We start from the raw sequence: 23915 nt of genomic DNA, 5'->3' as shown, positions 1-23915 counted from the left end.
GCGCTGTGCCGACTGGCAAGGTCAAGTGGTTCGACACCGAGAAGGGGTTCGGCTTCCTGTCCCGCGAGGACGGGCCGGACGTCTACGTGCACGCCGACGCCCTGCCCGAGGGGGTCACCTCGCTGCGCAACGGCGCCCGGGTGGAGTTCGGCATCGCCCAGGGCCGACGGGGTGAGCAGGCGCTGCAGGTGCGGCTGCTCGACGCGCCGACCTCGGTGCGCCGCAACCAGCGGCAGGCGCAGCGCAAGCGGCCCGAGGAGATGGTGACCATCGTCGAGGACCTGATCCGGCTCCTCGACGACCTGGGGGAGGGGTACCGGCACGGCCGGCACCCCGACCCGCGCACGGCCCGGCCCACCGCCAAGCTGCTGCGGGCGCTCGCCGACGAGCTCGAGCTCTGAGCCGAGCCCACTGGATCCACCCCCGGGACGTCATCACCTCCGGTCGTCCGCGCGACCATCCCTGATGACGTCCGCGGGCCCGGTCAGGCCCGGACGGTGGCGCGGGGTCGTCCCGCGCCCGACCGGCTGACCAGCACGAAGAGGGCCCAGGCCGCCAGCACCGCCGCCGCGACCCCGAGGCCCAGGCGGGGCATCAGGGGCAGGGCGATGCCGACGAAGCCGCCGATCACCCAGGCGAGCTGGAGCGAGGTGTCGCTGCGGGCGAAGGCGCTGCTCTGCATCCGCTCGGGGACGTCGCGCTGGATCGTGGAGTCGAGCGAGAGCTTGGCCAGCGACTGGGCCAGCCCCGCCGTGAGGCCGAGCAGCGCGAGGGTGACCACGCCGTAGAAGGCGGCCGTCAGCGCGGCGAGCACGCAGTCGGCGAGCAGCGCCACCACCACGGTGGTCCGCGGGTCGATCCGGCGGGTCAGCGACGCCACCGCGATGCCGAGGGTGTTGCCGAGGCCGGCGGCGCCGATCACCAGGCCCAGCAGCACCTCGGGTCGCCAGCCGTCGATCGGGTTCTCCCGCAGCAGGAACGCCATGAACATCGTGAGGAACCCCGACAGCCACCGGGGGCCGCAGTTGGCCCGCAGGGCGAAGGCCACGGCGGGCGGGATCCGCAGCCGCGGGCGTCGTCCCGCGGGGGTCACCACGTGGTCGTCCACGGCGTCGCCGTCGGAGAGGAGCACGAGCGTGCCCTCGCCGACGCTGGAGTCGACCCGGGCCGGCAGGAGGATCGCCCAGACGGTGGCCGCGACGAAGACGAGGAACCCGTAGCGCAGCGACCACTCAGGCCCCGCCCACGAGGCGAGCCCGGCCAGCGGCGCGGAGACCCCGGCGCCGACGACGCCGGCGAGCGAGATCCGGCCGTTGGCCCGGACCAGGGTCAGGTCGCGGGGGAGGAGGCGGGGGACGGAGGCGGCGCGCGTCACGCCGTACGCCTTGGACGCCACCAGCACGCCGAGCGCGGCCGGGAACATCCAGCGCGACTCGGTGACCACCGCGGTGGCCAGCACCCAGCAGAGGAAGCCGCGCACCGCCATCGTCGTCCCGATCGCCCACCGGCGGCCGTGGCTGAAGCGGTCCAGGAACGGGCCGATCAGGGGCGCGACGATCGCGAAGGGGAGCATCGTGAGCCCGAGGAAGAGGGCGACCTGGCCGCGGGCCTCGCCCGTCGGGACCTGGAAGAAGAGGGTGCCGGCCAGCGAGATCGCCACGGCCGCGTCGCCGGCGGCGTTGAAGGCGTGCAGCTCGATGAGCCGGGAGAGGCCGGAGTCGCCGGCGCCCTCGGCCCGACTGGCGCGCCGGGCCTGCCACGCGGTGTAGCGGCCGGCGCGGCCGGTCGCGCGCGCCGCGGCGGCGGCGCCGCGGCCCGAGGCCCGGGCCGCGACCGCCACGGCGCCCGCCACGCGGGAGGCGACCCCCGGTCGGGTGGCCCCGGGTCCCGCGTGCCCGGGTCCCGCCTCGCGGGGCGGGTCCTCGCGGGCCGGCTCCTCGTACCCGGGCTCCTCGGGGTCCGGCGGCTCGGGAGGCGTCGTGGTCACGGATCCATCCTGCCGCGTCCCCGCGGTGGCCGGGCGCGGGGTCCGGCCGGCTCGCCTTGGGGTCGCCCGACGCCGCGTGCGATGATCGCCCGCGTGAACGCCGTCGCTCCCGCCTCGCCCGATCCCGTCCTGGTGGACGCCGTCGCGACGGCCCGGGCCGCCCTCCTGGAGGAGGCGCCCGCGGACCAGGTCGGCGAGCACCTGCACGCCCGCGCCGAGGACGAGCACACCGTCAGCCACCTCTTCGCCTGCAGCCACCCCGGGTACGCCGGCTGGTTCTGGTCCGTGACCGTCTCGCGCGCGCCGGAGCAGGAGCGGGTGACCGTCGACGAGGTGGTGCTGCTCCCCGGTGACGAGGCCATCGTCGCCCCGGGCTGGGTGCCCTACAAGGAGCGCCTGCAGCCCGGCGACCTCTCGCCCGGCGACCTGCTCCCCGTGGAGGACGAGGACCCGCGCCTCGTCCCGACGTACCTCGCCGGCGACGACCCGCTCGAGGGCGACGAGCGTGGCCAGGCCCGCCGCGTCGTCGAGGAGCTCTACGCCGGCCGGGTCCGCACCCTGTCGGTCGAGGGACGCGACATGGCCGCCCAGCGGTGGCACGACGGCGACGGCGGTCCCGACTCCCCGCTGGCGAAGTCGGCGCCCCAGCCGTGCGCGACCTGCGGCTTCGTCGTCCGCCTCGCGGGCCCCCTCTCCGAGATGTTCGGCGTCTGCGCCAACGGCAACGCCAACGACGACGGTCGGGTCGTGACCTTCGACCACGGCTGCGGAGCCCACTCCGAGGTCAAGCTGGCGCGCAAGCAGCAGCCGCAGCCCGTGCCCGAGCACGCGCACGACACCCTCGAGCAGGACCTCGAGACCTTCTGACCGACTGACCGACTGGCCGGCTGGCCGGCTGACCGACCGACTGGCGGCGTCACCGGTCGCCGGCGGGCCGCCGCTCAGCGGCGGCGTCGGCCGCCCGGGGACGCCTCGGGGGCGGGGCCGCCGCGGGAGTCGCGGCGACGGCGGCAGTACTCGATCCCGAAGAGGCCGAGCCCCAGCCCGGCGGTGCAGGTCCACAGCCACCACAGCCGGCCCGCCTCGGCGAGGGGCGAGTAGAACGGCAGCAGGGCGAGGAAGCCCACCAGCCACAGGGCCGTGCCGACCTCGACGGTGCGCACGCCGTCGACGTCGAGGGGCGGGACGTCGGCGACCAGGTAGGTCCGGCGGCCGATCGTGTGGCTGCGGGGCTGCTCGTCGTCACGGGGTTCCACGGCGGCCAACCTACTACCGCCGTCCGCCGCACGCAGCCCCGTGCGGGGTGCCGTCGGAGGTCTGCCAAGATGCCGCCCGTGAGCAATCAGCGTGTGGACCGCGACGCGGACGAGAAGCCCTCCGGCAACGCCGGCGGACTGGACGGTTTCTTCCGGATCAGCGAGCGCGGCTCGTCCGTGGGGCAGGAGCTCCGCGGCGGTCTCGTGACCTTCCTGACGATGGCCTACATCATCGTCCTCAACCCCCTGATCCTCGGCTTCGTGCCCGACTCCGAGGGGATGTACCTGGGCGGCGGCACCGAGCCCGGGAGCGGCATCCCCGCGATCGCCGCCGCCACGGCGCTGATCGCGGGCCTCCTGACGATCGCGATGGGCGCGGCGGCCAACTTCCCGCTCGCCCTCGCCGCCGGCCTGGGCCTCAACGCCTTCGTCGCCAACTCGATCGCGCGCCAGTCGACCTGGTCCGACGCGATGGGCCTGGTCGTCCTCGAGGGCATCGTGATCCTCCTGCTCGTCCTCACCGGCTTCCGCAAGGCCGTCTTCCACGCCGTCCCGCAGCAGCTGAAGGTCGCGATCTCCGTCGGGATCGGCCTCTTCATCGCGCTGATCGGCTTCGTCGACGCCCGCGTCGTCACCCGGATCCCCGACGACTTCCAGACCACCGTTCCGGTCCAGCTGGGCGTCGGCGGCCAGCTGACCGGCTGGCCGGTCCTGGTCTTCTGCCTCGGCCTCCTGCTGATGATCGCCCTGTGGGTGCGGAAGGTGCGTGGGGCGATCCTCATCGCGATCGCGGTCACCACCGTGCTCGCCGTCGTCGTGGAGGCGATCGGCGACCTCGGCCCCGCGAGCGCGGAGAACCCCGACGGCTGGGCACTGAGCATCCCGACCGTCAGCGGCGACGTGGTCGGGCTGCCCGAGTTCGACACGCTGTTCCAGTTCGACCTCTTCGGCGCCTTCAGCAGCGTCGAGGGCGGCGTCCTCGCCGCGGTGCTGCTGGTCTTCTCGCTCATGCTGGCCGACTTCTTCGACACCATGGGCACGATGACGGCGATCGGCGCCGAGGCCGGCCTCAACGACGCCGAGGGCGTGCCGCCGCACAGCCAGCGGATCCTCGTCGTCGACTCGATCGCCGCCATCGCCGGCGGCGCGGGCGGCGTCTCGTCCAACACCTCCTACATCGAGTCCGCCTCCGGCGTGGGCGAGGGCGCCCGCACGGGCCTGGCCTCGATCGCCACCGGCGTGCTCTTCCTCCTCGCGACCTTCTTCACGCCCCTGGTCGCGGCGATCCCGTCGGAGGCGGCCGTCCCGGCGCTCGTCCTCGTGGGCTTCCTGATGATGCAGCAGGTGACCGAGGTCGACTGGCGCGACCCCGAGCTCGCGATCCCCGCCTTCCTCACGATCGTCCTGATGCCGTTCGCCTACTCGATCTCCGTCGGCATCGGCGCGGGCTTCGTGGTCTACGTGCTGATCAAGCTCGTGGTGGGCAAGGTGCGCGAGGTGCACCCGCTCATGTGGCTGGTCGCGGCGCTCTTCGTCGTCTACTTCGCCATCAGCCCCATCACCAACTGGCTCACCTGACCGACCCGGCTCCGCCCGTTCCTCCTGATAGTCCCCCGCGTTTTGACCACCCCGCCCCGGCGTGTCGTGGTCAGGACGCGGGGGACTTTCGATCTCCGGGGTGGGGAGGTCACGGGCGGAGGAGCCGTCGGGCATGTGATTAGCGAAGGTAATGACCTAGACTAAGGATCATGCCCACCGTCGAGAAGGTCACCCGCAGCGACGCAGGGCTCGCCTCCGAGCTCCGGTTCGGCGTGATGCGGCTCCGGCGCCGGCTGGCCCTGGAGCGGCACCCCGACAACCCGCTCAGCCTCGGCTCCATGTCGGTGCTCGGCTGCCTCTTCCGCGGCGGCGACCGCACCGTCGGCGAGCTGGCCGTCTTCGAGGGTGTCCAGCCCCCGTCGATGACGCGGACCGTGACGGCCCTCGAGCAGGCGGGGTACGTCGTCCGCCGCCCGCACGAGAGCGACGGCCGCGCGGTCGTCGTCCAGCTCACCGAGCAGGGCCGCGACGCCGTCCGCGCCGACCGCGACCGCCGTGACGCCTGGCTCGCCCGGCGTCTCACCGGCCTCTCCGACGGAGACCGCGCGGTGCTGCGTCGCGCCGCCGTGCTCCTCCACCAGCTCGCACAGGAAGACTGATCGCCACACCTTGAGCCCCACGTTCCGCTCGCTGCACAACGCCAACTACCGCCTGTACGCCGCCGGCGGGGTGGTCTCCAACACCGGCACCTGGATGCAGCGCGTCGCCCAGGACTGGCTGGTCCTGCTGCTCAGCGGCAGCAGCGGCGTCGCGCTCGGCATCACCACGGGCCTGCAGTTCCTGCCCACCCTCCTGCTGGCCCCGTTCGCCGGCCTGGTCGCCGACCGGGTCCCCAAGCAACGCCTGCTGCAGGCCACCAACCTCGGGATGGCGGCCCCGGCGCTCGTGCTCGGCCTGCTCGCCGTCACCGGCACGGCCGAGATCTGGCACGTCTACGTGCTGGCCACCGTGCTGGGCGTCAGCTCCGCCTTCGACGCCCCCGCCCGCCAGTCGTTCGTCTCCGAGATGGTCGACCCGGCCGACCTGAGCAACGCGGTCGGGCTCAACTCGGCCTCGTTCAACGCCGCCCGCCTGGTCGGGCCCGGCCTCGCCGGCGTGCTGATCGCCGCGCTGGGCGGGGGAGTGGTCGCCACCGGCTGGGTGATCCTCGCCAACGCGCTCTCGTACGCCGCCCCGATCGCCGCGCTGCGCCGCCTCGACCCCAGCCGGCTGGACACGCCCGAGCCGACCGGACGTCGTCCGGGCGCGGTCCTCGAGGGGGTCCGCTACGTCAGGGGACGCCCCGACCTGCTGCTCATCCTGGCCATCGTCTTCGTCGCCGGCACGTTCGGTCTCAACTTCCAGCTGACCTCCGCCCTCATGGCCACCGAGGTCTTCGGCAAGGGCGCCACCGAGTACGGCGCCCTCGGCACCTTCCTGGCCGTCGGCTCGCTGGCGGGCGCCCTCCTGGCGGCCCGCCGGGAGCGGGTGCGGCACCGTCTCGTCGTGGGGGCGGCGCTGCTCTTCGGCGCCGTCGAGGTGGTGGCGGGCCTGGCTCCGTCCTACCTGGTCTTCGCGCTCCTCGCCCCCGTGCTGGGGCTCACCTCGCTGACGATGATCACCGCGGCCAACACCTACATGCAGATGAGCACGACGGCCGGGATGCGCGGGCGGGTGATGGCGCTCTACCTCATGGTCTTCATGGGCGGCACCCCGCTCGGGGCCCCCGTCGTGGGCTGGATCGGGGAGGCCCTCGGGGCCCGCTGGACCCTGGTCCTGGGAGGCGGGGCGACCGTCGCCGGGGTGGCGCTGGCCGCCGCCCTCTTCCTCGCCGCGACCCGCCGCGGGACCGTCGCCGCTCCCGTTTTGACCCTCGCCCACGCGGGCAAGTAGCCTGATCCCTCGTGTCTGGAACGTCCCAGACCCATGCGCGTGCCCGGACGCCTCCAAGGCCGCCCCTCCCGCGCTGATCGACAGGCACACAGCAACGAGCAACACCCCGAGTCCGGCAGGTCGCCGGGCCGTGACGAGCAAACAAGAAGGGGAACCACCCGGTGCCCACCATTCAGCAGTTGGTCCGCAAGGGCCGCCAGGACAAGGTGTCCAAGAACAAGACGCCTGCGCTCAAGGGCTCGCCCCAGCGCCGGGGCGTCTGCACCCGCGTCTACACCACCACCCCCAAGAAGCCGAACTCCGCCCTCCGGAAGGTCGCCCGCGTGCGCCTGTCCAGCGGCGTCGAGGTCACGGCGTACATCCCGGGCGTGGGCCACAACCTGCAGGAGCACTCGATCGTGCTCGTCCGCGGCGGCCGTGTGAAGGACCTTCCCGGTGTCCGCTACAAGATCATCCGCGGCACGCTCGACACCCAGGGCGTGAAGAACCGTAAGCAGGCCCGCAGCCGCTACGGCGCGAAGAAGGAGAAGAGCTGACATGCCGCGCAAGGGTCCCGCACCGAAGCGTCCGCTCGACGTCGACCCCGTCTACGGGTCGCAGATCGTCACCCAGCTGGTGAGCAAGGTCCTCCAGGACGGCAAGAAGCAGGTTGCCCAGAGGATCGTCTACTCGGCCCTCGAGGGCTGCCGCGAGAAGACCGGCACCGACCCGGTCCTCACGCTCAAGCGCGCGCTGGACAACGTGAAGCCCGCGATCGAGGTCAAGTCCCGCCGCGTCGGCGGTGCGACCTACCAGGTCCCGATCGAGGTCAAGCCCAACCGCAGCACCACGCTGGCGCTGCGCTGGCTCGTCGGCTACGCCCAGGACCGTCGCGAGAAGACGATGTCCGAGCGGCTGATGAACGAGATCCTCGACGCGAGCAACGGCCTCGGCGCCGCTGTGAAGAAGCGCGAGGACACCCACAAGATGGCCGAGTCCAACAAGGCCTTCGCCCACTACCGCTGGTGACCTCGTCGGGCGTACGCCGCCCGCGCGGCGTACGCCCGACACCACCCGCACCCTCGATCTCGTAAGGAACTGTGACTTTCAGTGGCCGTTGACATCACCACGGACCTCAACAAGGTCCGCAACATCGGCATCATGGCGCACATCGACGCCGGCAAGACCACCACGACCGAGCGCATCCTCTTCTACACCGGCATCACCTACAAGATCGGTGAGGTCCACGACGGTGGCGCCACGATGGACTGGATGGAGCAGGAGCAGGAGCGGGGGATCACCATCACCTCCGCCGCCACCACCTGCTGGTGGAAGCAGCACCAGATCAACATCATCGACACCCCGGGCCACGTCGACTTCACGGTCGAGGTCGAGCGCTCGCTGCGCGTCCTCGACGGCGCCGTCGCCGTCTTCGACGGTGTCGCGGGCGTCGAGCCCCAGTCGATGACCGTGTGGCGCCAGGCCAACAAGTACGCCGTGCCGCGCATGTGCTTCGTCAACAAGCTCGACCGCACCGGTGCCGACTTCTACCGCGTCGTCGACACCATCGTTTCGAAGCTCAACGCGACCCCGCTGGTCCTCCAGATCCCGATCGGTGCCGAGTCCGACTTCGTCGGCGTCGTCGACCTGGTCGAGATGAACGCCAAGCTCTGGCGCGGCGAGACCCAGCAGGGCGAGGACTACGTCGTCGAGGAGATTCCCGCCGACCTCGCCGACAAGGCCGCCGAGTACCGCGAGAAGCTCGTCGAGACCCTCGCCGAGGCCGACGACGAGATCATGGAGGTCTACCTCGAGGACGGTGACGTCTTCGACGTGCCCACCCTCAAGGCCGCCATCCGTCGCGCGACCCTGGGCGACAAGGTCAACCCCGTCCTCACCGGCACCGCGTTCAAGAACAAGGGCGTCCAGCCCCTGCTCGACGCGATCGTCGACTACCTCCCCTCGCCGCTCGACGTCGAGGCGATCGTGGGCCACAAGCCCAACAAGGAGGACGAGGAGGTCCTGCGCAAGCCGGCCGACGACGAGCCGCTCTCCGCGCTGGCGTTCAAGATCGCCGCCGACCCGCACCTGGGCCGCCTCACCTTCGTCCGCGTCTACTCGGGCAAGCTCGAGGCCGGCGGCACCGTGGTCAACTCGACCAACGGCCGCAAGGAGCGGATCGGCAAGGTCTACCAGATGCACGCCAACAAGCGTGAGGAGATCGCGTCGGTCGGCGCCGGCCAGATCGTGGCCGTCATGGGCCTCAAGGACACGAAGACCGGTCACACGCTCTCCGACCCGTCCAACCAGGTCGTCCTCGAGTCGATGACGTTCCCGGCCCCGGTGATCGAGGTCGCCATCGAGCCGAAGACGAAGTCCGACCAGGAGAAGCTGGGCACCGCGATCCAGCGCCTCTCCGAGGAGGACCCGACCTTCACCGTCAAGACCGACGAGGAGACGGGCCAGACCATCATCGCCGGCATGGGCGAGCTCCACCTGGAGATCCTGGTCGACCGGATGAAGCGCGAGTTCCGCGTCGAGGCCACCGTCGGCAAGCCGCAGGTCGCCTACCGCGAGACCATCCGCCGCAAGGTGGAGAACCACAGCTACACCCACAAGAAGCAGACCGGTGGCTCGGGCCAGTTCGCCAAGATCGTCATGTCGATCGAGCCGAACATCGACCCCGAGACCGGCCTGGGTGCCGGCTACGAGTTCGTCAACAACGTCTCCGGTGGCCGTGTGCCGAAGGAGTACATCCCCTCGGTGGACCAGGGCGCCCAGGAGGCCATGCAGTTCGGCGTCAAGGCCGGCTTCCCCATGGTCGACGTGAAGGTCTCGCTCGAGGACGGCGCCTACCACGACGTCGACTCGTCCGAGCTGGCGTTCAAGATCGCCGGTCTGCAGGGCTTCAAGGAGGCCGCGCAGCGGGCTCAGGCCGTCCTGCTCGAGCCCATGTTCGCGGTCGAGGTCACGACCCCCGAGTCGTTCCTCGGCACGGTGATCGGCGACATCAACAGCCGCCGTGGGCAGATCCGCGCGCAGGAGGAGCGGCACGGCGACCTGGTCGTCTCCGCCCTCGTGCCGCTGTCAGAGATGTTCGGGTACGTTGGCGACCTGAGGTCCAAGACCTCCGGGCAGGCGTCGTACTCGATGGAGTTCGACTCGTACGCCGAGGTTCCTTCGAACATCGCCGACGAGATCACCAAGAAGGTCCGCGGCGAGTGACCTCGCCCGGATCCTCGGCTGCACCACACCACTCACGAGTCAAGAAACAACCAACAGGAGGAGCCCACAGTGGCTAAGGCGAAGTTCGAGCGGACCAAGCCGCACGTCAACATCGGTACGATCGGTCACATCGACCACGGGAAGACCACTCTGACCGCGGCGATCACCAAGGTCCTGCACGACAAGCACCCGGACCTGAACGAGGCCTCGGCCTTCGACCAGATCGACAAGGCTCCCGAGGAGCGGCAGCGCGGCATCACGATCTCGATCGCGCACGTCGAGTACCAGACCGAGGGCCGCCACTACGCGCACGTCGACTGCCCCGGTCACGCGGACTACATCAAGAACATGATCACCGGTGCCGCGCAGATGGACGGCGCGATCCTGGTCGTGGCCGCCACCGACGGCCCGATGCCGCAGACCCGCGAGCACGTGCTGCTCGCCCGCCAGGTCGGCGTGCCCGCCCTGGTCGTGGCGCTCAACAAGTGCGACATGGTCGACGACGAGGAGCTCATCGAGCTCGTCGAGATGGAGGTGCGCGAGCTCCTCTCCGAGTACGAGTACCCGGGCGACGACATCCCCGTGGTCCGCGTGGCGGCCTTCCCGGCGCTGCAGGGCGACGCCAAGTGGGGCGACTCGATCGCCGAGCTCATGCAGGCGGTCGACGACTACATCCCGACCCCCGAGCGTGAGGTCGACAAGCCGTTCCTCATGCCCGTCGAGGACGTCTTCACCATCACCGGTCGCGGCACGGTCATCACCGGCCGCATCGAGCGGGGCATCGTGAAGGTCAACGAGGAGGTCGAGATCGTCGGCATCCGCGAGGGCTCGCAGAAGACCACCGTCACCGGTGTCGAGATGTTCCGCAAGCTGCTCGACGAGGGCCAGGCCGGTGAGAACGTCGGTCTGCTCCTCCGTGGCACCAAGCGCGAGGACGTCGAGCGCGGCATGGTCGTCATCAAGCCGGGCACCACGACCCCGCACACCAACTTCGAGGCCTCGGTCTACATCCTCTCGAAGGAGGAGGGCGGCCGTCACACGCCGTTCTTCAACAACTACCGTCCCCAGTTCTACTTCCGCACCACGGACGTGACTGGCGTCGTGACCCTCCCCGAGGGCACCGAGATGGTGATGCCGGGTGACAACACCGAGATGTCGGTCGAGCTCATCCAGCCCATCGCCATGGACGAGGGCCTGAAGTTCGCGATCCGCGAGGGTGGCCGCACCGTCGGCGCCGGCCGGGTCACCAAGATCACCAAGTGATCGCCGCTGGTCGCCAGACCAGCTGATCCACCAGGACGGCCCCGGACCTCACGGTCCGGGGCCGTTCTGCGTCCCCGTAGGCTGCCCGGGTGACCCGACCTGACCTTGACGCCGCCGGGGTGGAGGCGGCCGCCGCCCTGCTGGCGCCCGTCGTACGCCGGACCGAGCTCGAGCTGAGCCCCCGGCTCTCCGACGTCGTCGGCGCCCAGGTGCACCTCAAGCGGGAGAACCGCCAGATCACCCGGTCCTACAAGGTCCGCGGAGCCTTCCACCTCATCGACGGGCTGACGCAGGCCGAGCGGCGTCGCGGCGTGGTCTGCGCGAGCGCCGGCAACCACGGCCAGGGGGTGGCGTGGAGCTGCGCGCGGCTCGGCATCGAGGGGCGCGTCTACGTCCCCGGCAACACCCCGCGACAGAAGCGGCAGCGGATCGTGGCGCTGGGGGAGGGGCGCGTCGAGCTGGTGGTGGCCGGGAGCACGTACGACGTCGCGGGCGCCGCGGCGCGCGAGGACGCCGAGCGGACCGGGGCGGTCTTCGTCCACCCCTTCGACGACGCGCGGACGATCCTGGGCCAGGGGACCGTCGCCCCCGAGGTCGTGTCCCAGCTCGACCGCCCGCTGCACACCCTGCTCGCCCCCGTGGGCGGCGGGGGCCTCGTGGCCGGGATGGCCCTGTGGCTGCGCGAGCGTCACCCCCGGGTCCGGATCGTGGGGGTCGAGCCGAGCGGTGCCGCCAGCATGACCGCGGCGCTCGCCGCAGGAGGCCCCGTCGCCCTCGACCACGTGGACACGTTCGTCGACGGCGCGGCCGTGGGCCGGGTCGGGGAACTGACCTACCCGGTGGTGCGGGACCTCGTCGACGAGGTGGTCCGCGTGGACGCCGGCGCGGTCTGCACCGAGATGCTCGAGCTCTACCAGGTCGACGGGATCATCGCGGAGCCTGCCGGCGCGCTGGCCAGCACCGCGGCGCGGGAGCTCGCCGGGCGGGTGCCGGCCGACCAGGCGGTGGTCTGCCTCGTCTCCGGCGGCAACAACGACGTCAGCCGGTACGGCGAGATCCTGGAGCGGTCGCTCATCCACCAGGGCCTGCGCCACTACTTCCTCGTCTCCTTCCCCCAGGAGCCGGGGGCCCTGCGGCACTTCCTCGAGGACGTGCTGGGGGAGGGCGACGACATCGTGGTCTTCGACTACGTGAAGAAGAACAACCGCGAGACCGGGCCGGCGCTCGTCGGGATCGAGCTGGAGCGGGCCGACGACCTCGGCGCCCTGCTCGGCCGAATGCACCGCAGCCCGCTCACCATCGAGCAGGTCTCCCCGGGCTCGCCGCTCTTCACCTTCCTCATGTGAGCGGCCCGGCGCCCAGGGCGCCGCGACCGCGGCTCAGGACATGTCGACGCCCTCGAAGTCCTCGGGCGTGAACTCGCGCGGCTGGACCAGCACCATCCAGTTGCCGGAGTTGTCCCGCATGAGCGCCTCCACGCCGTACGGGCGGTCCTCGGGCTCCTGCAGGAACTCCACGCCCTTGGCGCTGAGCTCCTCGAAGACCCGGCGGCAGTCCTCGACGTGCAGCCCGACGCCGGGCAGCCCGCCCTCGGCCTGGGCGCGCTGCATGGCCTCGATCAGGTAGTCGGGCAGCGGGCCGCTGGGGGTGGTGAGGTGCAGGTGCAGCTCGGGCTGGCGCGGGTGGAAGACGGTGCACCAGCGGAAGTCGGGACCGAGGGTGAGGTCGTCGCCGACCTCGAACCCCAGGACGTCGGTGTAGAAGGCCTTGGACTCGTCGATGTCCTTCACCCAGACGGAGACGAGGGAGACGTTGGTGATCTGCGTGGTCATGCCCCGACCCTAGGGAGACCCGGGCCCGTCCGGCTTCTCCGCAGTTGCGCTCCTGCGCTCCAGCAGGCCGGCCATGAAGAGGTGGCAGCCGGGGATCCGCGGCGCGCCGGTGACGGCGTACCGCCGGGCGAAGGCGCTCGGCGTCTCGCCGGTGACCTCGGTGAAGCGGCTGGAGAAGGAGCCGAGGCTGCTGTAGCCGACCGCGTGGCAGACCTCGGTCACGGTGAGGTTCGTCGCGCGCAGCAGGTCCTGCGCCCGCTCGATCCGGCGCTCGGCCAGGTAGGCCGCCGGGGTGATCCGGTACGTCGCCGCGAAGAGCCGCAGGAAGTGGTACTTGCTCAGCCCCGCCACCGCCGCCACCCGGTCGAGGTCGAGCTCCTCGGCGAAGTGCCGGTCCATGTGGTCCCGGGCGCGCCGCAGGTGGACGAGCACGTCGCCGGGCACGCGACGCGGGGCGGAGGCCATGCACGCGATCCTAGGGCGGCCGGGGAGAATGGACCGGTGACCGAGCAGCCCCACGCCCCCGAGACCGTCCGACCCGCGCGCCCGCACCTCAAGCTGACCGAGGACGGCCGCCGGATGCGCGAGGTGCTCTCCTACTCGCGCCGGGGGAGCCGGTTCACCCCGCGCCAGGCGGAGGGGTGGGCGGCGCACCAGGCCGACTGGGTGATCCCCGACGAGGCGGTGGACCGGCCGGGCTTCGACCTGGACGCCCGGTTCGGCCGCAGCGCCCCGCTGGTCGTGGAGATCGGGTCCGGGGTGGGGGAGGCCACCGCCGTCCTGGCGGCGGCCCGGCCGGAGTGCAACGTGCTGGCGCTGGAGGTCTGGCGGCCCGGCGTGGCCGACGGCCTGTGGCGTGCGGCGGAGGCCGGCGCGGACAACGTCCGGTTCTGCTCGGTCGACGCCGCCTGGTTCCTCGAGCACGTCCTGGCGCCCGGCTCCGTCACCGAGCTCTGGACCTTCTTCCCGGACCCGTGGCACAAGAAGAAGCACAACAAGCGGCGCCTGGTCTCCCCGGCGTTCGCCTCGGTCGCCGCCTCGCGGCTCGCGCCCGGCGCACTCTGGCGGCTGGCGACCGACTGGGCCGACTACGCCGAGCAGATGGTCGAGGTGCTCGACGCCGAGCCGCTGCTGACCGGGGGAGCGGTGCCGCGCTGGGCGGAGCGGCCCGTCACCAAGTTCGAGCGCAAGGGGCTGGACAAGGGCCGGGAGATCACCGACCTGACCTACCGCCGGGCAGCGGCGACGGACTGAACACCCTCACCGGCAGGCCCGTGCGCCTTCCGGACACCTCGATTTGGTCGATGCCGTGGCGGTCTGCCAAGATAGTCCGGTTGCTCCGGCGGGTCGCCGGGGTGCGTCTCACCTTGACTACTGAATCGCGTCTCCCGGTGGCTCCGGCCACCGTGTGCCCTGGCTCGGTGGTCCCTGCGTGGGAAGCACCATCTGAAGAGTCTTCAGGCCGAGACCCGATCGGCCCGGCGAACCGCCGGGCACCAAGGAACGACACCGCAGGACTCCGGTGCTGTGGTCAGGTCGCGTCGCAAGGAAAAATGGCGACACGCCCGACCGCGGGGGTCGGCGGTGAAGGTGAGGACAGGCGGTGCGGCTCCACCCGGGGGCCGTGTCGAGAGAACAAGACCGTGACGCGGCACCTCCCGGGGTGCGAGAGAAGGACGAGAGAGACCTATGGCGGGACAGAAGATCCGCATCAGGCTCAAGGCCTATGACCACGAGGTGATCGACACCTCGGCGCGCAAGATCGTGGACACCGTCACCCGCACGGGTGCCAAGGTCGCCGGCCCCGTGCCGCTGCCGACCGAGAAGAACGTGTACTGCGTCATTCGCTCGCCCCACAAGTACAAGGACTCCCGCGAGCACTTCGAGATGCGCACGCACAAGCGCCTCATCGACATCATCGACCCGACTCCGAAGACGGTCGACTCGCTGATGCGCCTCGATCTGCCTGCCGGTGTCGACATCGAGATCAAGCTCTGAGGTCTGACGAGATGACTTTCGAACGAAACGTGAAGGGGCTGCTGGGCACCAAGCTCGGCATGACCCAGCTGTGGGACGAGAACAACCGCGTCGTCCCCGTGACCGTGATCGCGGCCGCGACCAACGTCGTGACCCAGGTCCGCCAGCCCGAGACCGACGGCTACAACGCCGTCCAGGTCGGCTTCGGCGAGATCGAGGCGCGCAAGGTCAACAAGCCCGAGGCGGGTCACTTTGCCAAGGCGGGGACCACCCCCCGTCGCCACCTGGTCGAGATCCGGACCGCGGACGCCGCCAGCTACACCGTCGGCCAGGAGCTCAGCCCCGAGCTGTTCTCCGCCGGCGAGCAGGTCGACGTCACCGGCACCAGCAAGGGCAAGGGCTTCGCCGGCACGATGAAGCGTCACGGCTTCGCCGGCGTCTCCGCCTCGCACGGTGCCCACCGCAACCACCGCAAGCCCGGCTCGATCGGCGCCTGCGCCACCCCGGGCCGCGTCTTCAAGGGCACCCGGATGTCGGGCCGGATGGGCAACGACACCGTCACCACCCAGAACGTCACCGTGCACGCCGTGGACGCCGCGAAGGGCCTGATCCTGCTCAAGGGTGCCGTCCCCGGCCCCAAGGGCGGTCTCGTGGTGCTGCGCTCGGCCGCCAAGAGCGTCGCCACTGCTGGCAAGGAGGCCTGATCCACATGGCTACCAAGACCGTCAAGGTCGATCTCCCCGCCGAGATCTTCGACGTCGAGGTCAACGTCCCCCTGATCCACCAGGTGGTCGTGGCCCAGCAGGCCGCTGCCCGCCAGGGCACGCACGCCACCAAGACCCGCGGCGAGGTCCGCGGCGGTGGCCGCAAGCCCTACAAGCAGAAGGGCACCGGCCGCGCCCGTCAGGGCTCGACCCGCGCGCCGCAGTTCGCCGGCGGTGGCACCGTGCACGGCCCGCAGCCGCGCAGCTACGACCAGCGCACCCCCAAGAAGATGAAGGCCGCCGCCCTGCGCGGTGCCCTCTCCGACCGGGCCCGCAACGGTCGCGTCCACGTGGTCGACGGCCTCGTGGAGGGCGAGAAGCCCTCCACCAAGGCTGCCCTGGCCGCGCTCTCCGGTCTCACCGACCGGGCCCGCTACCTGCTGGTCCTGGAGCGCAGCGACGCCCTGACCTGGCTCTCGCTGCGCAACGCGCCGCAGGTGCACATCGTGGCGGTCGACCAGCTCAACACCTACGACGTGCTGGCCTCGGACGACGTGGTCTTCACCAAGGGTGCGTACGACGCGTTCGTCGCCGCCCGGGCCACGTCCACGAAGGCCGGGGAGGACCAGAAGTGAGCACCCTGCACAAGGACCACCGCGACATCCTGCTCGCGCCGGTCGTCTCCGAGAAGAGCTACGGCCTGCTCGACGCCAACAAGTACACCTTCCTCGTCCACCCGGACGCGAACAAGACCGAGATCAAGATCGCGGTCGAGAAGGTGTTCGGCGTCAAGGTGACGTCGGTCAACACCCTCAACCGCCAGGGCAAGACCCGTCGCACCCGCAACGGTCTGGGCAAGCGCAAGGACACCAAGCGCGCCATCGTCAGCCTCGCCGAGGGTCACCGCATCGACATCTTCGGGGGTCCGGTCGGCTGACCGGGCACACGAAGGCGAAGAATTAGGACTGAGAATGGCTATCCGCAAGTACAAGCCGACCACCCCGGGCCGTCGTGGCTCCTCGGTGGCCGACTTCGTCGAGATCACCCGGACCACGCCGGAGAAGTCGCTGACCCGTCCGCTGCCCAAGAAGGGCGGCCGCAACAACCAGGGACGCATCACCACGCGTCACCAGGGTGGCGGCCACAAGCGGGCCTACCGGATCATCGACTTCCGTCGCTACGACAAGGACGGCGTGCCGGCCAAGGTCGCTCACATCGAGTACGACCCCAACCGCACCGCGCGCATCGCGCTGCTGCACTACGCCGACGGCGAGAAGCGCTACATCATCGCGCCGAAGGACCTGGCGCAGGGCACCCCGGTCGAGAGCGGCGTCAACGCCGACATCAAGCCCGGCAACAACCTGCCGCTGCGCAACATCCCGGTCGGCACGACCATCCACTGCGTGGAGCTGCGCCCCGGCGGCGGCGCGAAGATCGCCCGGTCCGCCGGCATCTCCGCCCAGCTGGTCGCCAAGGAGGGCTCCCGCGCCACGCTGCGGATGCCCTCGGGCGAGATGCGGTTCGTCGACGTGCGCTGCCGCGCCACGATCGGTGAGGTCGGCAACGCCGAGCAGTCGAACATCAACTGGGGCAAGGCCGGCCGGATGCGCTGGAAGGGCCGTCGTCCCACCGTCCGCGGTGTCGTCATGAACCCGGTCGACCACCCGCACGGTGGTGGAGAGGGCAAGACCTCGGGTGGTCGTCACCCGGTGTCCCCCTGGGGCAAGCCCGAGGGCCGCACGCGCAAGCGCAAGGCGTCGGACTCCCAGATCATCCGCCGCCGCAAGTCCGGCAAGAACAAGCGCTGAGGATAGGACGAGAGACAGATGCCTCGCAGCCTGAAGAAGGGCCCCTTCGTCGACGACCACCTGATGAAGAAGGTGGACGCCGAGAACGACAAGGGCAGCCACAACGTCATCAAGACCTGGTCCCGGCGCTCCATGATCGTCCCCGCGATGATCGGCCACACGATCGCCGTGCACGACGGTCGCAAGCACGTTCCCGTCTTCGTGACCGACTCGATGGTCGGCCACAAGCTCGGTGAGTTTGCCCCCACCCGCACCTACCGCGGGCACGTGAAGGAAGACCGGAAGGGTCGCCGCCGCTGACGCGGGGCGAGCCATAGGAGATAAGCAGCCATGAGCGTTACTGAGCGCAGGCGCACGAGCGCCCGTCGCGAGTCGCTGCTCGGCGACCAGCCGGGCGCCTTCGCGAGCGCGCGTTACGTACGAATCACCCCCATGAAGGCTCGCCGTGTCGTCGACATGGTCCGCGGCCTTCCCGTCGACGAGGCCCTGGCGCTCCTGCAGTTCGCGCCGCAGGCCGCCTCGGAGACCGTCTACAAGGTGCTGGAGAGCGCCATCGCCAACGCGGGCGCCGAGGGCCTCGCCACCGGCGACCTGGTCGTCTCCGTGGCCATGGTCGACGAGGGTCCCACCATGAAGCGCTGGCGCCCGCGTGCGCAGGGTCGTGCGACCCGGATCAACAAGCGCACCAGCCACATCACCCTGGCCGTCCAGCCGGTCGATGTCGTCGACGCCTCCAAGGCACGGAAGGGCGGTTCCAAGTAATGGGCCAGAAGATCAACCCCAACGGCTTCCGCCTCGGCATCTCCACGGACCACAAGTCCCGCTGGTACGCCGACAAGCTGTACAAGTCCTACGTCGGCGAGGACGTCGCGATCCGCAAGCTGCTCTCCAAGGGCATGGAGCGGGCCGGGATCTCCAAGGTCGAGATCGAGCGCACCCGTGACCGGGTCCGGGTGGACATCCACACGGCCCGCCCGGGCATCGTCATCGGCCGCCGCGGCGCCGAGGCCGACCGCATCCGCGGCGAGCTCGAGAAGCTCACCGGCAAGCAGGTCCAGCTGAACATCCTCGAGGTGAAGAGCCCCGAGGTCGACGCGCAGCTGGTCGCCCAGGGCGTCGCCGAGCAGCTCTCGGGCCGCGTGCAGTTCCGTCGCGCCATGCGCAAGGCGATGCAGACCTCGATGCGCTCCGGTGCCAAGGGCATCCGGATCCAGTGCTCCGGCCGCCTCAACGGCGCCGAGATGTCGCGCACCGAGTTCTACCGCGAGGGCCGCGTGCCGCTGCACACCCTGCGCGCCGACATCGACTACGGCTTCTACGAGGCCCGCACGACCTTCGGCCGGATCGGCGTGAAGGTCTGGATCTACAAGGGCGAGGTCTCCGGCAGTCGTGCCGAGCGCCAGGCCCAGCAGGCCGCCCGCGCCGGTGCCCCCGGTCGCGGTGGCCGTCCCGCCCGTGGCGGCGACCGCCCGAGCCGTGGCTCGCGCGGCGACCGCGCCCCCCGCACCGACGCGCCCGCGACCGAGGCCGCTGCTCCGGCAGCCGCCGAGGCGCCGGCGGCCGAGGTCGCAGCTACCGGACAGGAGGGCTGAGCATCATGTTGATGCCCCGTCGTGTCAAGCACCGCAAGCAGCACCACCCCAAGAGGACCGGTGCGGCGAAGGGTGGCACGAAGCTCGCCTTCGGCGACTTCGGCATCCAGGCGGTCGAGGGCCACTACGTGACGAACCGTCAGATCGAGTCCGCTCGTATCGCCATGACCCGTCACATCAAGCGTGGCGGAAAGGTCTGGATCAACATCTACCCGGACCGCCCGCTGACCAAGAAGCCTGCTGAGACCCGCATGGGTTCCGGCAAGGGCTCCCCCGAGTGGTGGGTGGCGAACGTCAAGCCCGGCCGCGTCATGTTCGAACTGTCCGGTGTCACCGAGGACGTCGCCCGCGAGGCCATGCGCCGCGCGATGCACAAGCTCCCGATGAAGTGCCGGTTCATCTCCCGCGAGGCTGGTGAATTCTGATGAGCAACAAGCTGAGCGCCACCGCGCTCGACGACCTGAGCGCGTCCGACCTCGAGGGTCGGCTGCGGGAGGCCAAGGAGGAGCTGTTCAACCTCCGCTTCCAGGCTGCCACCGGGCAGCTGGAGAGCCACGGCCGTCTGCGCACGGTCAAGAAGGACATCGCCCGGATCTACACCGTGGTGCGTGAGCGCGAGCTCGGCATCCGGACCGCGCCGGGCGCCGAGAGCAAGGAAGAGGCAGGCGCATGAGCCAGAAGGACACCGCGGTCGAGGCTGCACGCAACGCCCGCAAGGTCCGTGAGGGCCTGGTCGTGAGCGACAAGATGGAGAAGACCGTCGTCGTCTCCGTCGAGGACCGCGTCAAGCACGCCCTCTACGGCAAGGTCATGCGCAAGACCTCGAAGCTCAAGGCGCACGACGAGGCCAACGAGTGCGGCATCGGCGACCGGGTCCTCATCATGGAGACCCGTCCGCTGTCGGCGACCAAGCGCTGGCGCGTGATCCAGGTCGTCGAGAAGGCCAAGTGACCTTTCGCCTCCGGCGAACCACGATTTCCAACCAACAGTTCGGCCAGGCTCGTCGCCCCAGGGGGACGAGAACCAGCTCGACAACCAGGAGAAACCAATGATCCAGCAGGAGTCGCGGCTCAAGGTCGCCGACAACACCGGTGCGAAGGAGATCCTCTGCATCCGTGTTCTCGGCGGCTCGGGTCGTCGCTACGCCGGCATCGGCGACACCATCGTCGCCACCGTCAAGGACGCGATCCCCGGTGGCAACGTGAAGAAGGGTGACGTCGTGAAGGCCGTCGTCGTGCGCACCGTCAAGGAGCGCCGTCGCGCCGACGGCTCGTACATCCGCTTCGACGAGAACGCGGCCGTCATCCTCAAGAACGACGGTGAGCCGCGCGGCACCCGCATCTTCGGCCCCGTGGGCCGCGAGCTGCGCGAGAAGAAGTTCATGAAGATCATCTCGCTCGCCCCGGAGGTGCTGTGATGGCCAAGAAGTCGCCGAGCGTGAACATCAAGAAGGGCGACACCGTCAAGGTCATCGCCGGCAAGGACAAGGGTGCCCAGGGCAAGGTCATCCGCGTGCTCCGCGAGGAGCGTCGGGTCATCGTCGAGGGCGTCAACCGCATCAAGCGGCACACCAAGGTCGTCAACTCCGGCTCCGGCAACACCGGCGGCATCATCACCGCCGAGGCGCCGATCCACGTCTCCAACGTGATGCTGGTCGAGGGTGACGGCGTCACCCGCGTCGGCTTCCGCCGCGACGAGGTCACCAAGCGTCGCGCCGACGGCTCGACCTACACGGCCGAGCGCAGCGTCCGCGTGTCCCGCAAGTCCGGGAAGGAGATCTGACATGACCCAGACCGCCCCTGAGAGCGCCGCCCCGCGCTTCAAGACGCGCTACCGCGAGGAGATCCTCCCCGCGCTGCAGTCCGAGTTCGACATCAAGAACGTCATGCAGGTGCCCGGCCTGACCAAGATCGTGGTCAACATGGGCGTCGGCGAGGCGGCTCGCGACTCGAAGCTGATCGAGGGTGCCATCAAGGACCTCACCGCCATCACCGGCCAGAAGCCGATGGTGACGAAGGCCCGCAAGTCCATCGCCCAGTTCAAGCTGCGCGAGGGCATGCCGATCGGCGCCCACGTGACGCTCCGCGGCGACCGGATGTGGGAGTTCCTGGACCGCCTGCTGTCCCTGGCGCTGCCCCGCATCCGCGACTTCCGCGGCCTCTCGCCCCAGCAGTTCGACGGTCGTGGCAACTACACGTTCGGTCTCACCGAGCAGGTGATGTTCCACGAGATCGACCAGGACAAGATCGACCGGTCTCGCGGGATGGACATCACCGTGGTGACCACGGCCACCAACGACGACGAGGGTCGGGCGCTGCTCAAGCACCTCGGCTTCCCGTTCAAGGAGAACTGACATGGCGAAGACTGCTCTGAAGGTGAAGGCGGCCCGCAAGCCGAAGTTCGCCGTCCGTGGCTACACCCGCTGCCAGCGCTGCGGCCGTCCCAAGGCCGTCTACCGCAAGTTCGGCCTGTGCCGGATCTGCCTGCGGGAGATGGCGCACCGCGGCGAGCTGCCCGGTGTGACCAAGTCCTCCTGGTGACGACGACCTCCACTGCCAACAACCAACCGCTGAAGGTCGGCCCCCCTGCACGGGAACCGGGCCGAAACCACAGAGAGAAAGGGCCTGACCGGCCATGACGATGACTGACCCGATCGCAGACATGCTCACGCGTCTGCGCAACGCCAACCAGGCGTACCACGACGCGGTGTCGATGCCTTACAGCAAGCTGAAGGCCGGCGTCGCGGAGATCCTCCAGCAGGAGGGCTACATCACCTCGTTCGACGTGAAGGAGCCGACCGAGGGCGAGGTGGGCAAGACGCTCCACATCACCCTCAAGTACGGCCGCAACCGTGAGCGCTCCATCGCGGGCGTCCGGCGCATCAGCAAGCCCGGTCTCCGGGTCTACGCCAAGTCCACGGGTCTCCCGAAGGTGCTCGGCGGGCTGGGTGTCGCGATCATCTCCACGAGCCAAGGCCTGCTGACCGACCGACAGGCCAACCAGAAGGGCGTGGGTGGGGAAGTCCTCGCCTACGTCTGGTGACGACGAGACCGAAGGAGGACGAAAACAATGTCACGCATTGGCAAGCTCCCGATCACGGTCCCGTCCGGCGTGGACGTGCAGATCGATGACACCCTGGTGACCGTCAAGGGCCCCAAGGGCACCCTGACCCACCACGTCGCCCGGCCGATCACGGTCGACAAGGGCGAGGACGGTGTGCTCGAGGTCAAGCGCCCCGACGACCACCGCGACAGCCGTTCGCTGCACGGCCTGACCCGCACCCTGATCAACAACATGGTCGTCGGTGTCACCGAGGGCTACGAGAAGAAGCTCGAGATCGTGGGCGTCGGCTACCGGGTCCTGCCCAAGGGCCCGACGCAGCTCGAGTTCCAGCTCGGTTTCTCCCACCCGGTGGTCGTGGACGCCCCCGAGGGCATCACCTTCACCGTCGAGGGGCCCACCAAGTTCGGCGTGGTGGGCATCGACAAGCAGCTGGTCGGCGAGACCGCTGCCAACATCCGCAAGATCCGCAAGCCCGAGCCCTACAAGGGCAAGGGCGTGCGCTACGCCGGCGAGCAGATCCGCCGCAAGGTCGGAAAGGCTGGTAAGTGAGTCATGGCTATCTCGCTGTCGAACAACAAGCACACCGCCGGTCGGGTCCGCTCGCGCCTGCGTCGCCAGATGCGTGGTCGCAAGCGCATCTCGGGCACGCCTGAGCGTCCCCGCCTGGTCGTGACCCGGTCCGCCAAGCACATCAGCGTGCAGGTGGTCGACGACCTCGTGGGCCGCACCCTCGCGTACGCCTCGACCATGGAGGCCGACGTGCGCTCCGTGCAGGGCGACAAGACCGCGAAGGCGAAGAAGGTCGGCGAGCTGGTGGCCCAGCGCGCCAAGGCCGCCGGTGTCGAGGGCGTGGTCTTCGACCGCGCCGGCAACAAGTACCACGGCCGCGTCGCGGCCCTGGCGGACGCCGCCCGTGAGGGCGGCCTGGCCTTCTGATCGCACGGACAAGCAAGAGAGAGAAGAGGAAAGTCTCATGAGCGGAGCCCAGCGCGGACAGCGCGGTGGCGAGCGCCAGTCCGGAGGCCGCAATCGTGACGGCCGCCGCGACCAGAGCGCTGACAAGACCGCCTACATCGAGCGCGTCGTTGCGATCAACCGTGTCGCCAAGGTCGTGAAGGGTGGTCGTCGCTTCAGCTTCACCGCCCTCGTGATCGTCGGCGACGGTGAGGGTCTGGTCGGCGTCGGCTACGGCAAGGCGAAGGAAGTTCCCGCGGCCATCGCCAAGGGTGTCGAGGAGGCCAAGAAGCACTTCTTCAAGGTCCCCCGCATCCAGGGCACGATCCCGCACCCGGTCCAGGGCGAGAAGGCGGCCGGTGTCGTGCTGCTGCGTCCGGCGGCCCCCGGTACCGGTGTCATCGCCGGTGGTCCGGTGCGTGCGGTGCTCGAGTGCGCCGGGATCCACGACGTCCTCAGCAAGTCGCTGGGGTCGTCGAACCAGATCAACATCGTGCACGCGACCGTCGAGGCGCTGCGGATGCTCGAGGAGCCCGAGGCCGTGGCCGCACGTCGTGGCCTCACCGTCGAGCAGGTCACGCCCGCCGCGATCCTGAAGGCACGGGCGGAGGTGGCCTCCTGATGGCTCAGCTCAAGGTCCAGCAGAAGCGCGGCCTCGTCGGCCTCAAGGCCAACCAGCGCGAGACCCTGCGCACGCTCGGTCTCAAGCGGATCGGCGACGTCGTGGTCAAGGAGGACCGTCCCGAGATCCGGGGCATGGTCAACACTGTCCGTCACCTGGTGACGGTTGAGGAGGTGGAGTGA

Annotated in this window: 34 protein-coding genes and 1 pseudogene; 31 read left to right on the top strand and 4 right to left on the bottom strand. The window is 70.2% G+C overall.

The features are described from left to right. The first annotated feature begins 5 nt into the window (after positions 1-5). Entirely contained in the window at positions 6-401 is a 396-nt protein-coding gene (locus tag DNK53_RS18410) for a cold-shock protein (RefSeq protein WP_110182975.1), read from the top strand. A gap of 83 nt (positions 402-484) precedes the next feature. Here DNK53_RS18410 and DNK53_RS14315 read toward each other — a convergent pair whose 3' ends face one another. Further along, positions 485-1987: an MFS transporter gene (locus tag DNK53_RS14315; RefSeq protein ID WP_239456542.1), complete on the bottom strand. Its 1503-nt coding sequence runs from the start codon at positions 1985-1987 to the stop codon at positions 485-487. 93 nt (positions 1988-2080) lie between these two features. Between DNK53_RS14315 and DNK53_RS14310 the strand changes: the two genes are divergently transcribed. After that, complete coding sequence (locus DNK53_RS14310; RefSeq protein WP_239456541.1) at positions 2081-2854, top strand: DUF3027 domain-containing protein; 774 nt, start codon at positions 2081-2083, stop codon at positions 2852-2854. Positions 2855-2928: 74 nt separating this feature from the next. On the opposite strand, the gene DNK53_RS14305 is transcribed toward DNK53_RS14310, so the two are convergent. After that, entirely contained in the window at positions 2929-3243 is a 315-nt protein-coding gene (locus tag DNK53_RS14305) for a DUF2530 domain-containing protein (protein WP_239456540.1), read from the bottom strand. A 78-nt stretch (positions 3244-3321) separates the two neighbouring features. Between DNK53_RS14305 and DNK53_RS14300 the strand changes: the two genes are divergently transcribed. The 8 genes from DNK53_RS14300 to ilvA all read left to right on the top strand — a co-directional run bounded on the left by DNK53_RS14300 (position 3322) and on the right by ilvA (position 12527). Further along, on the top strand, positions 3322-4821 hold the full coding sequence (locus DNK53_RS14300; RefSeq protein WP_239456539.1) for an NCS2 family permease: 1500 nt from the start codon (positions 3322-3324) through the stop codon (positions 4819-4821). A 170-nt stretch (positions 4822-4991) separates the two neighbouring features. Beyond that, positions 4992-5441 (top strand): MarR family winged helix-turn-helix transcriptional regulator, encoded by a 450-nt coding sequence (locus DNK53_RS14295; RefSeq protein ID WP_110182972.1) that lies wholly within the window; start codon positions 4992-4994, stop codon positions 5439-5441. Between the two features lie 10 nt (positions 5442-5451). After that, the gene (locus DNK53_RS14290; RefSeq protein WP_110182971.1) at positions 5452-6714 is read left to right on the top strand and encodes an MFS transporter; all 1263 of its coding nucleotides are present in this window, start codon (positions 5452-5454) and stop codon (positions 6712-6714) included. A gap of 161 nt (positions 6715-6875) precedes the next feature. Then, on the top strand, positions 6876-7250 hold the full coding sequence (gene rpsL / locus DNK53_RS14285; RefSeq protein ID WP_011757353.1) for a 30S ribosomal protein S12: 375 nt from the start codon (positions 6876-6878) through the stop codon (positions 7248-7250). Position 7251: 1 nt separating this feature from the next. Then, the gene (rpsG, locus tag DNK53_RS14280; protein ID WP_110182970.1) at positions 7252-7722 is read left to right on the top strand and encodes a 30S ribosomal protein S7; all 471 of its coding nucleotides are present in this window, start codon (positions 7252-7254) and stop codon (positions 7720-7722) included. A gap of 81 nt (positions 7723-7803) precedes the next feature. Next, positions 7804-9918, top strand: a complete 2115-nt coding sequence (gene fusA / locus DNK53_RS14275; RefSeq protein ID WP_110182969.1) for an elongation factor G — start codon at positions 7804-7806, stop codon at positions 9916-9918. A 69-nt stretch (positions 9919-9987) separates the two neighbouring features. Beyond that, positions 9988-11181: an elongation factor Tu gene (gene tuf, locus DNK53_RS14270; RefSeq protein ID WP_110182968.1), complete on the top strand. Its 1194-nt coding sequence runs from the start codon at positions 9988-9990 to the stop codon at positions 11179-11181. Positions 11182-11270: 89 nt separating this feature from the next. Further along, positions 11271-12527, top strand: a complete 1257-nt coding sequence (gene ilvA / locus DNK53_RS14265; RefSeq protein WP_110182967.1) for a threonine ammonia-lyase IlvA — start codon at positions 11271-11273, stop codon at positions 12525-12527. Between the two features lie 33 nt (positions 12528-12560). Here the strand turns inward: ilvA and DNK53_RS14260 are convergent, their stop codons facing one another. Together DNK53_RS14260 and DNK53_RS14255 are read right to left on the bottom strand one after the other, a co-directional pair. Further along, entirely contained in the window at positions 12561-13013 is a 453-nt protein-coding gene (locus DNK53_RS14260) for a VOC family protein (protein WP_110182966.1), read from the bottom strand. A 9-nt stretch (positions 13014-13022) separates the two neighbouring features. Next, on the bottom strand, positions 13023-13478 hold the full coding sequence (locus DNK53_RS14255) for a helix-turn-helix transcriptional regulator (RefSeq protein ID WP_110182965.1): 456 nt from the start codon (positions 13476-13478) through the stop codon (positions 13023-13025). 36 nt (positions 13479-13514) lie between these two features. Here DNK53_RS14255 and trmB point away from each other — a divergent pair, with 36 nt between their 5' ends. The 21 genes and pseudogenes from trmB to rpmD all read left to right on the top strand — a co-directional run bounded on the left by trmB (position 13515) and on the right by rpmD (position 23915). Next, on the top strand, positions 13515-14267 hold the full coding sequence (trmB, locus tag DNK53_RS14250; RefSeq protein WP_239456538.1) for a tRNA (guanosine(46)-N7)-methyltransferase TrmB: 753 nt from the start codon (positions 13515-13517) through the stop codon (positions 14265-14267). A 435-nt stretch (positions 14268-14702) separates the two neighbouring features. Continuing rightward, positions 14703-15011, top strand: a complete 309-nt coding sequence (gene rpsJ / locus DNK53_RS14245; protein ID WP_008360994.1) for a 30S ribosomal protein S10 — start codon at positions 14703-14705, stop codon at positions 15009-15011. An 11-nt stretch (positions 15012-15022) separates the two neighbouring features. Continuing rightward, on the top strand, positions 15023-15694 hold the full coding sequence (rplC, locus tag DNK53_RS14240) for a 50S ribosomal protein L3 (protein ID WP_110182964.1): 672 nt from the start codon (positions 15023-15025) through the stop codon (positions 15692-15694). Positions 15695-15699: 5 nt separating this feature from the next. Further along, positions 15700-16311, top strand: a pseudogene (gene rplD / locus DNK53_RS14235) (50S ribosomal protein L4); the annotation flags it as partial. 14 nt (positions 16312-16325) lie between these two features. Continuing rightward, the gene (gene rplW / locus DNK53_RS14230) at positions 16326-16631 is read left to right on the top strand and encodes a 50S ribosomal protein L23 (RefSeq protein WP_110182962.1); all 306 of its coding nucleotides are present in this window, start codon (positions 16326-16328) and stop codon (positions 16629-16631) included. 34 nt (positions 16632-16665) lie between these two features. Continuing rightward, the gene (gene rplB / locus DNK53_RS14225; RefSeq protein ID WP_110182961.1) at positions 16666-17502 is read left to right on the top strand and encodes a 50S ribosomal protein L2; all 837 of its coding nucleotides are present in this window, start codon (positions 16666-16668) and stop codon (positions 17500-17502) included. A gap of 18 nt (positions 17503-17520) precedes the next feature. Then, a complete protein-coding gene (gene rpsS / locus DNK53_RS14220) occupies positions 17521-17802 on the top strand; it encodes a 30S ribosomal protein S19 (protein WP_110182960.1) in 282 nt (93 codons plus the stop codon). A 30-nt stretch (positions 17803-17832) separates the two neighbouring features. After that, positions 17833-18264, top strand: coding sequence for a 50S ribosomal protein L22 (gene rplV / locus DNK53_RS14215; protein WP_110182959.1), 432 nt, complete (start codon positions 17833-17835; stop codon positions 18262-18264). After that, complete coding sequence (gene rpsC, locus DNK53_RS14210; protein ID WP_110182958.1) at positions 18264-19094, top strand: 30S ribosomal protein S3; 831 nt, start codon at positions 18264-18266, stop codon at positions 19092-19094. Before rplV ends, rpsC begins: the two co-directional genes overlap by 1 nt. Before the next feature lie 5 nt (positions 19095-19099). Next, complete coding sequence (gene rplP, locus DNK53_RS14205; protein ID WP_110182957.1) at positions 19100-19519, top strand: 50S ribosomal protein L16; 420 nt, start codon at positions 19100-19102, stop codon at positions 19517-19519. Beyond that, positions 19519-19767: a 50S ribosomal protein L29 gene (gene rpmC / locus DNK53_RS14200; protein WP_110182956.1), complete on the top strand. Its 249-nt coding sequence runs from the start codon at positions 19519-19521 to the stop codon at positions 19765-19767. The genes rplP and rpmC overlap by 1 nt, the downstream gene beginning before the upstream one ends. Next, the gene (gene rpsQ, locus DNK53_RS14195) at positions 19764-20045 is read left to right on the top strand and encodes a 30S ribosomal protein S17 (RefSeq protein ID WP_110182955.1); all 282 of its coding nucleotides are present in this window, start codon (positions 19764-19766) and stop codon (positions 20043-20045) included. Before rpmC ends, rpsQ begins: the two co-directional genes overlap by 4 nt. 97 nt (positions 20046-20142) lie before the next feature. Then, positions 20143-20511 (top strand): 50S ribosomal protein L14, encoded by a 369-nt coding sequence (gene rplN / locus DNK53_RS14190; protein ID WP_110182954.1) that lies wholly within the window; start codon positions 20143-20145, stop codon positions 20509-20511. Next, positions 20511-20876 carry a 50S ribosomal protein L24 gene (gene rplX, locus DNK53_RS14185; protein ID WP_110182953.1) on the top strand — a complete coding sequence of 122 codons (366 nt, stop codon included), beginning with the start codon at positions 20511-20513 and terminating at the stop codon, positions 20874-20876. Before rplN ends, rplX begins: the two co-directional genes overlap by 1 nt. Position 20877: 1 nt before the next feature. After that, the gene (rplE, locus tag DNK53_RS14180) at positions 20878-21447 is read left to right on the top strand and encodes a 50S ribosomal protein L5 (RefSeq protein WP_110182952.1); all 570 of its coding nucleotides are present in this window, start codon (positions 20878-20880) and stop codon (positions 21445-21447) included. 1 nt (position 21448) lies between these two features. Beyond that, positions 21449-21634, top strand: coding sequence for a type Z 30S ribosomal protein S14 (locus DNK53_RS14175; protein WP_011757321.1), 186 nt, complete (start codon positions 21449-21451; stop codon positions 21632-21634). 94 nt (positions 21635-21728) lie between these two features. Continuing rightward, positions 21729-22136 carry a 30S ribosomal protein S8 gene (gene rpsH / locus DNK53_RS14170; protein ID WP_110182951.1) on the top strand — a complete coding sequence of 136 codons (408 nt, stop codon included), beginning with the start codon at positions 21729-21731 and terminating at the stop codon, positions 22134-22136. A 27-nt stretch (positions 22137-22163) separates the two neighbouring features. Next, on the top strand, positions 22164-22706 hold the full coding sequence (rplF, locus tag DNK53_RS14165) for a 50S ribosomal protein L6 (RefSeq protein WP_110182950.1): 543 nt from the start codon (positions 22164-22166) through the stop codon (positions 22704-22706). Between the two features lie 3 nt (positions 22707-22709). Beyond that, positions 22710-23093 (top strand): 50S ribosomal protein L18, encoded by a 384-nt coding sequence (rplR, locus tag DNK53_RS14160; RefSeq protein WP_110182949.1) that lies wholly within the window; start codon positions 22710-22712, stop codon positions 23091-23093. A 37-nt stretch (positions 23094-23130) separates the two neighbouring features. After that, positions 23131-23733, top strand: a complete 603-nt coding sequence (rpsE, locus tag DNK53_RS14155; protein ID WP_110182948.1) for a 30S ribosomal protein S5 — start codon at positions 23131-23133, stop codon at positions 23731-23733. After that, positions 23733-23915, top strand: a complete 183-nt coding sequence (rpmD, locus tag DNK53_RS14150; protein WP_101525234.1) for a 50S ribosomal protein L30 — start codon at positions 23733-23735, stop codon at positions 23913-23915. The genes rpsE and rpmD overlap by 1 nt, the downstream gene beginning before the upstream one ends.

This window comes from Nocardioides solisilvae (assembly GCF_003194625.1).
GTDB lineage: Bacteria > Actinomycetota > Actinomycetes > Propionibacteriales > Nocardioidaceae > Nocardioides > Nocardioides solisilvae.
The sequence above is the reverse complement of the archived record's forward strand: the minus strand, read 5'-3'. Positions and strand labels throughout refer to the sequence as shown.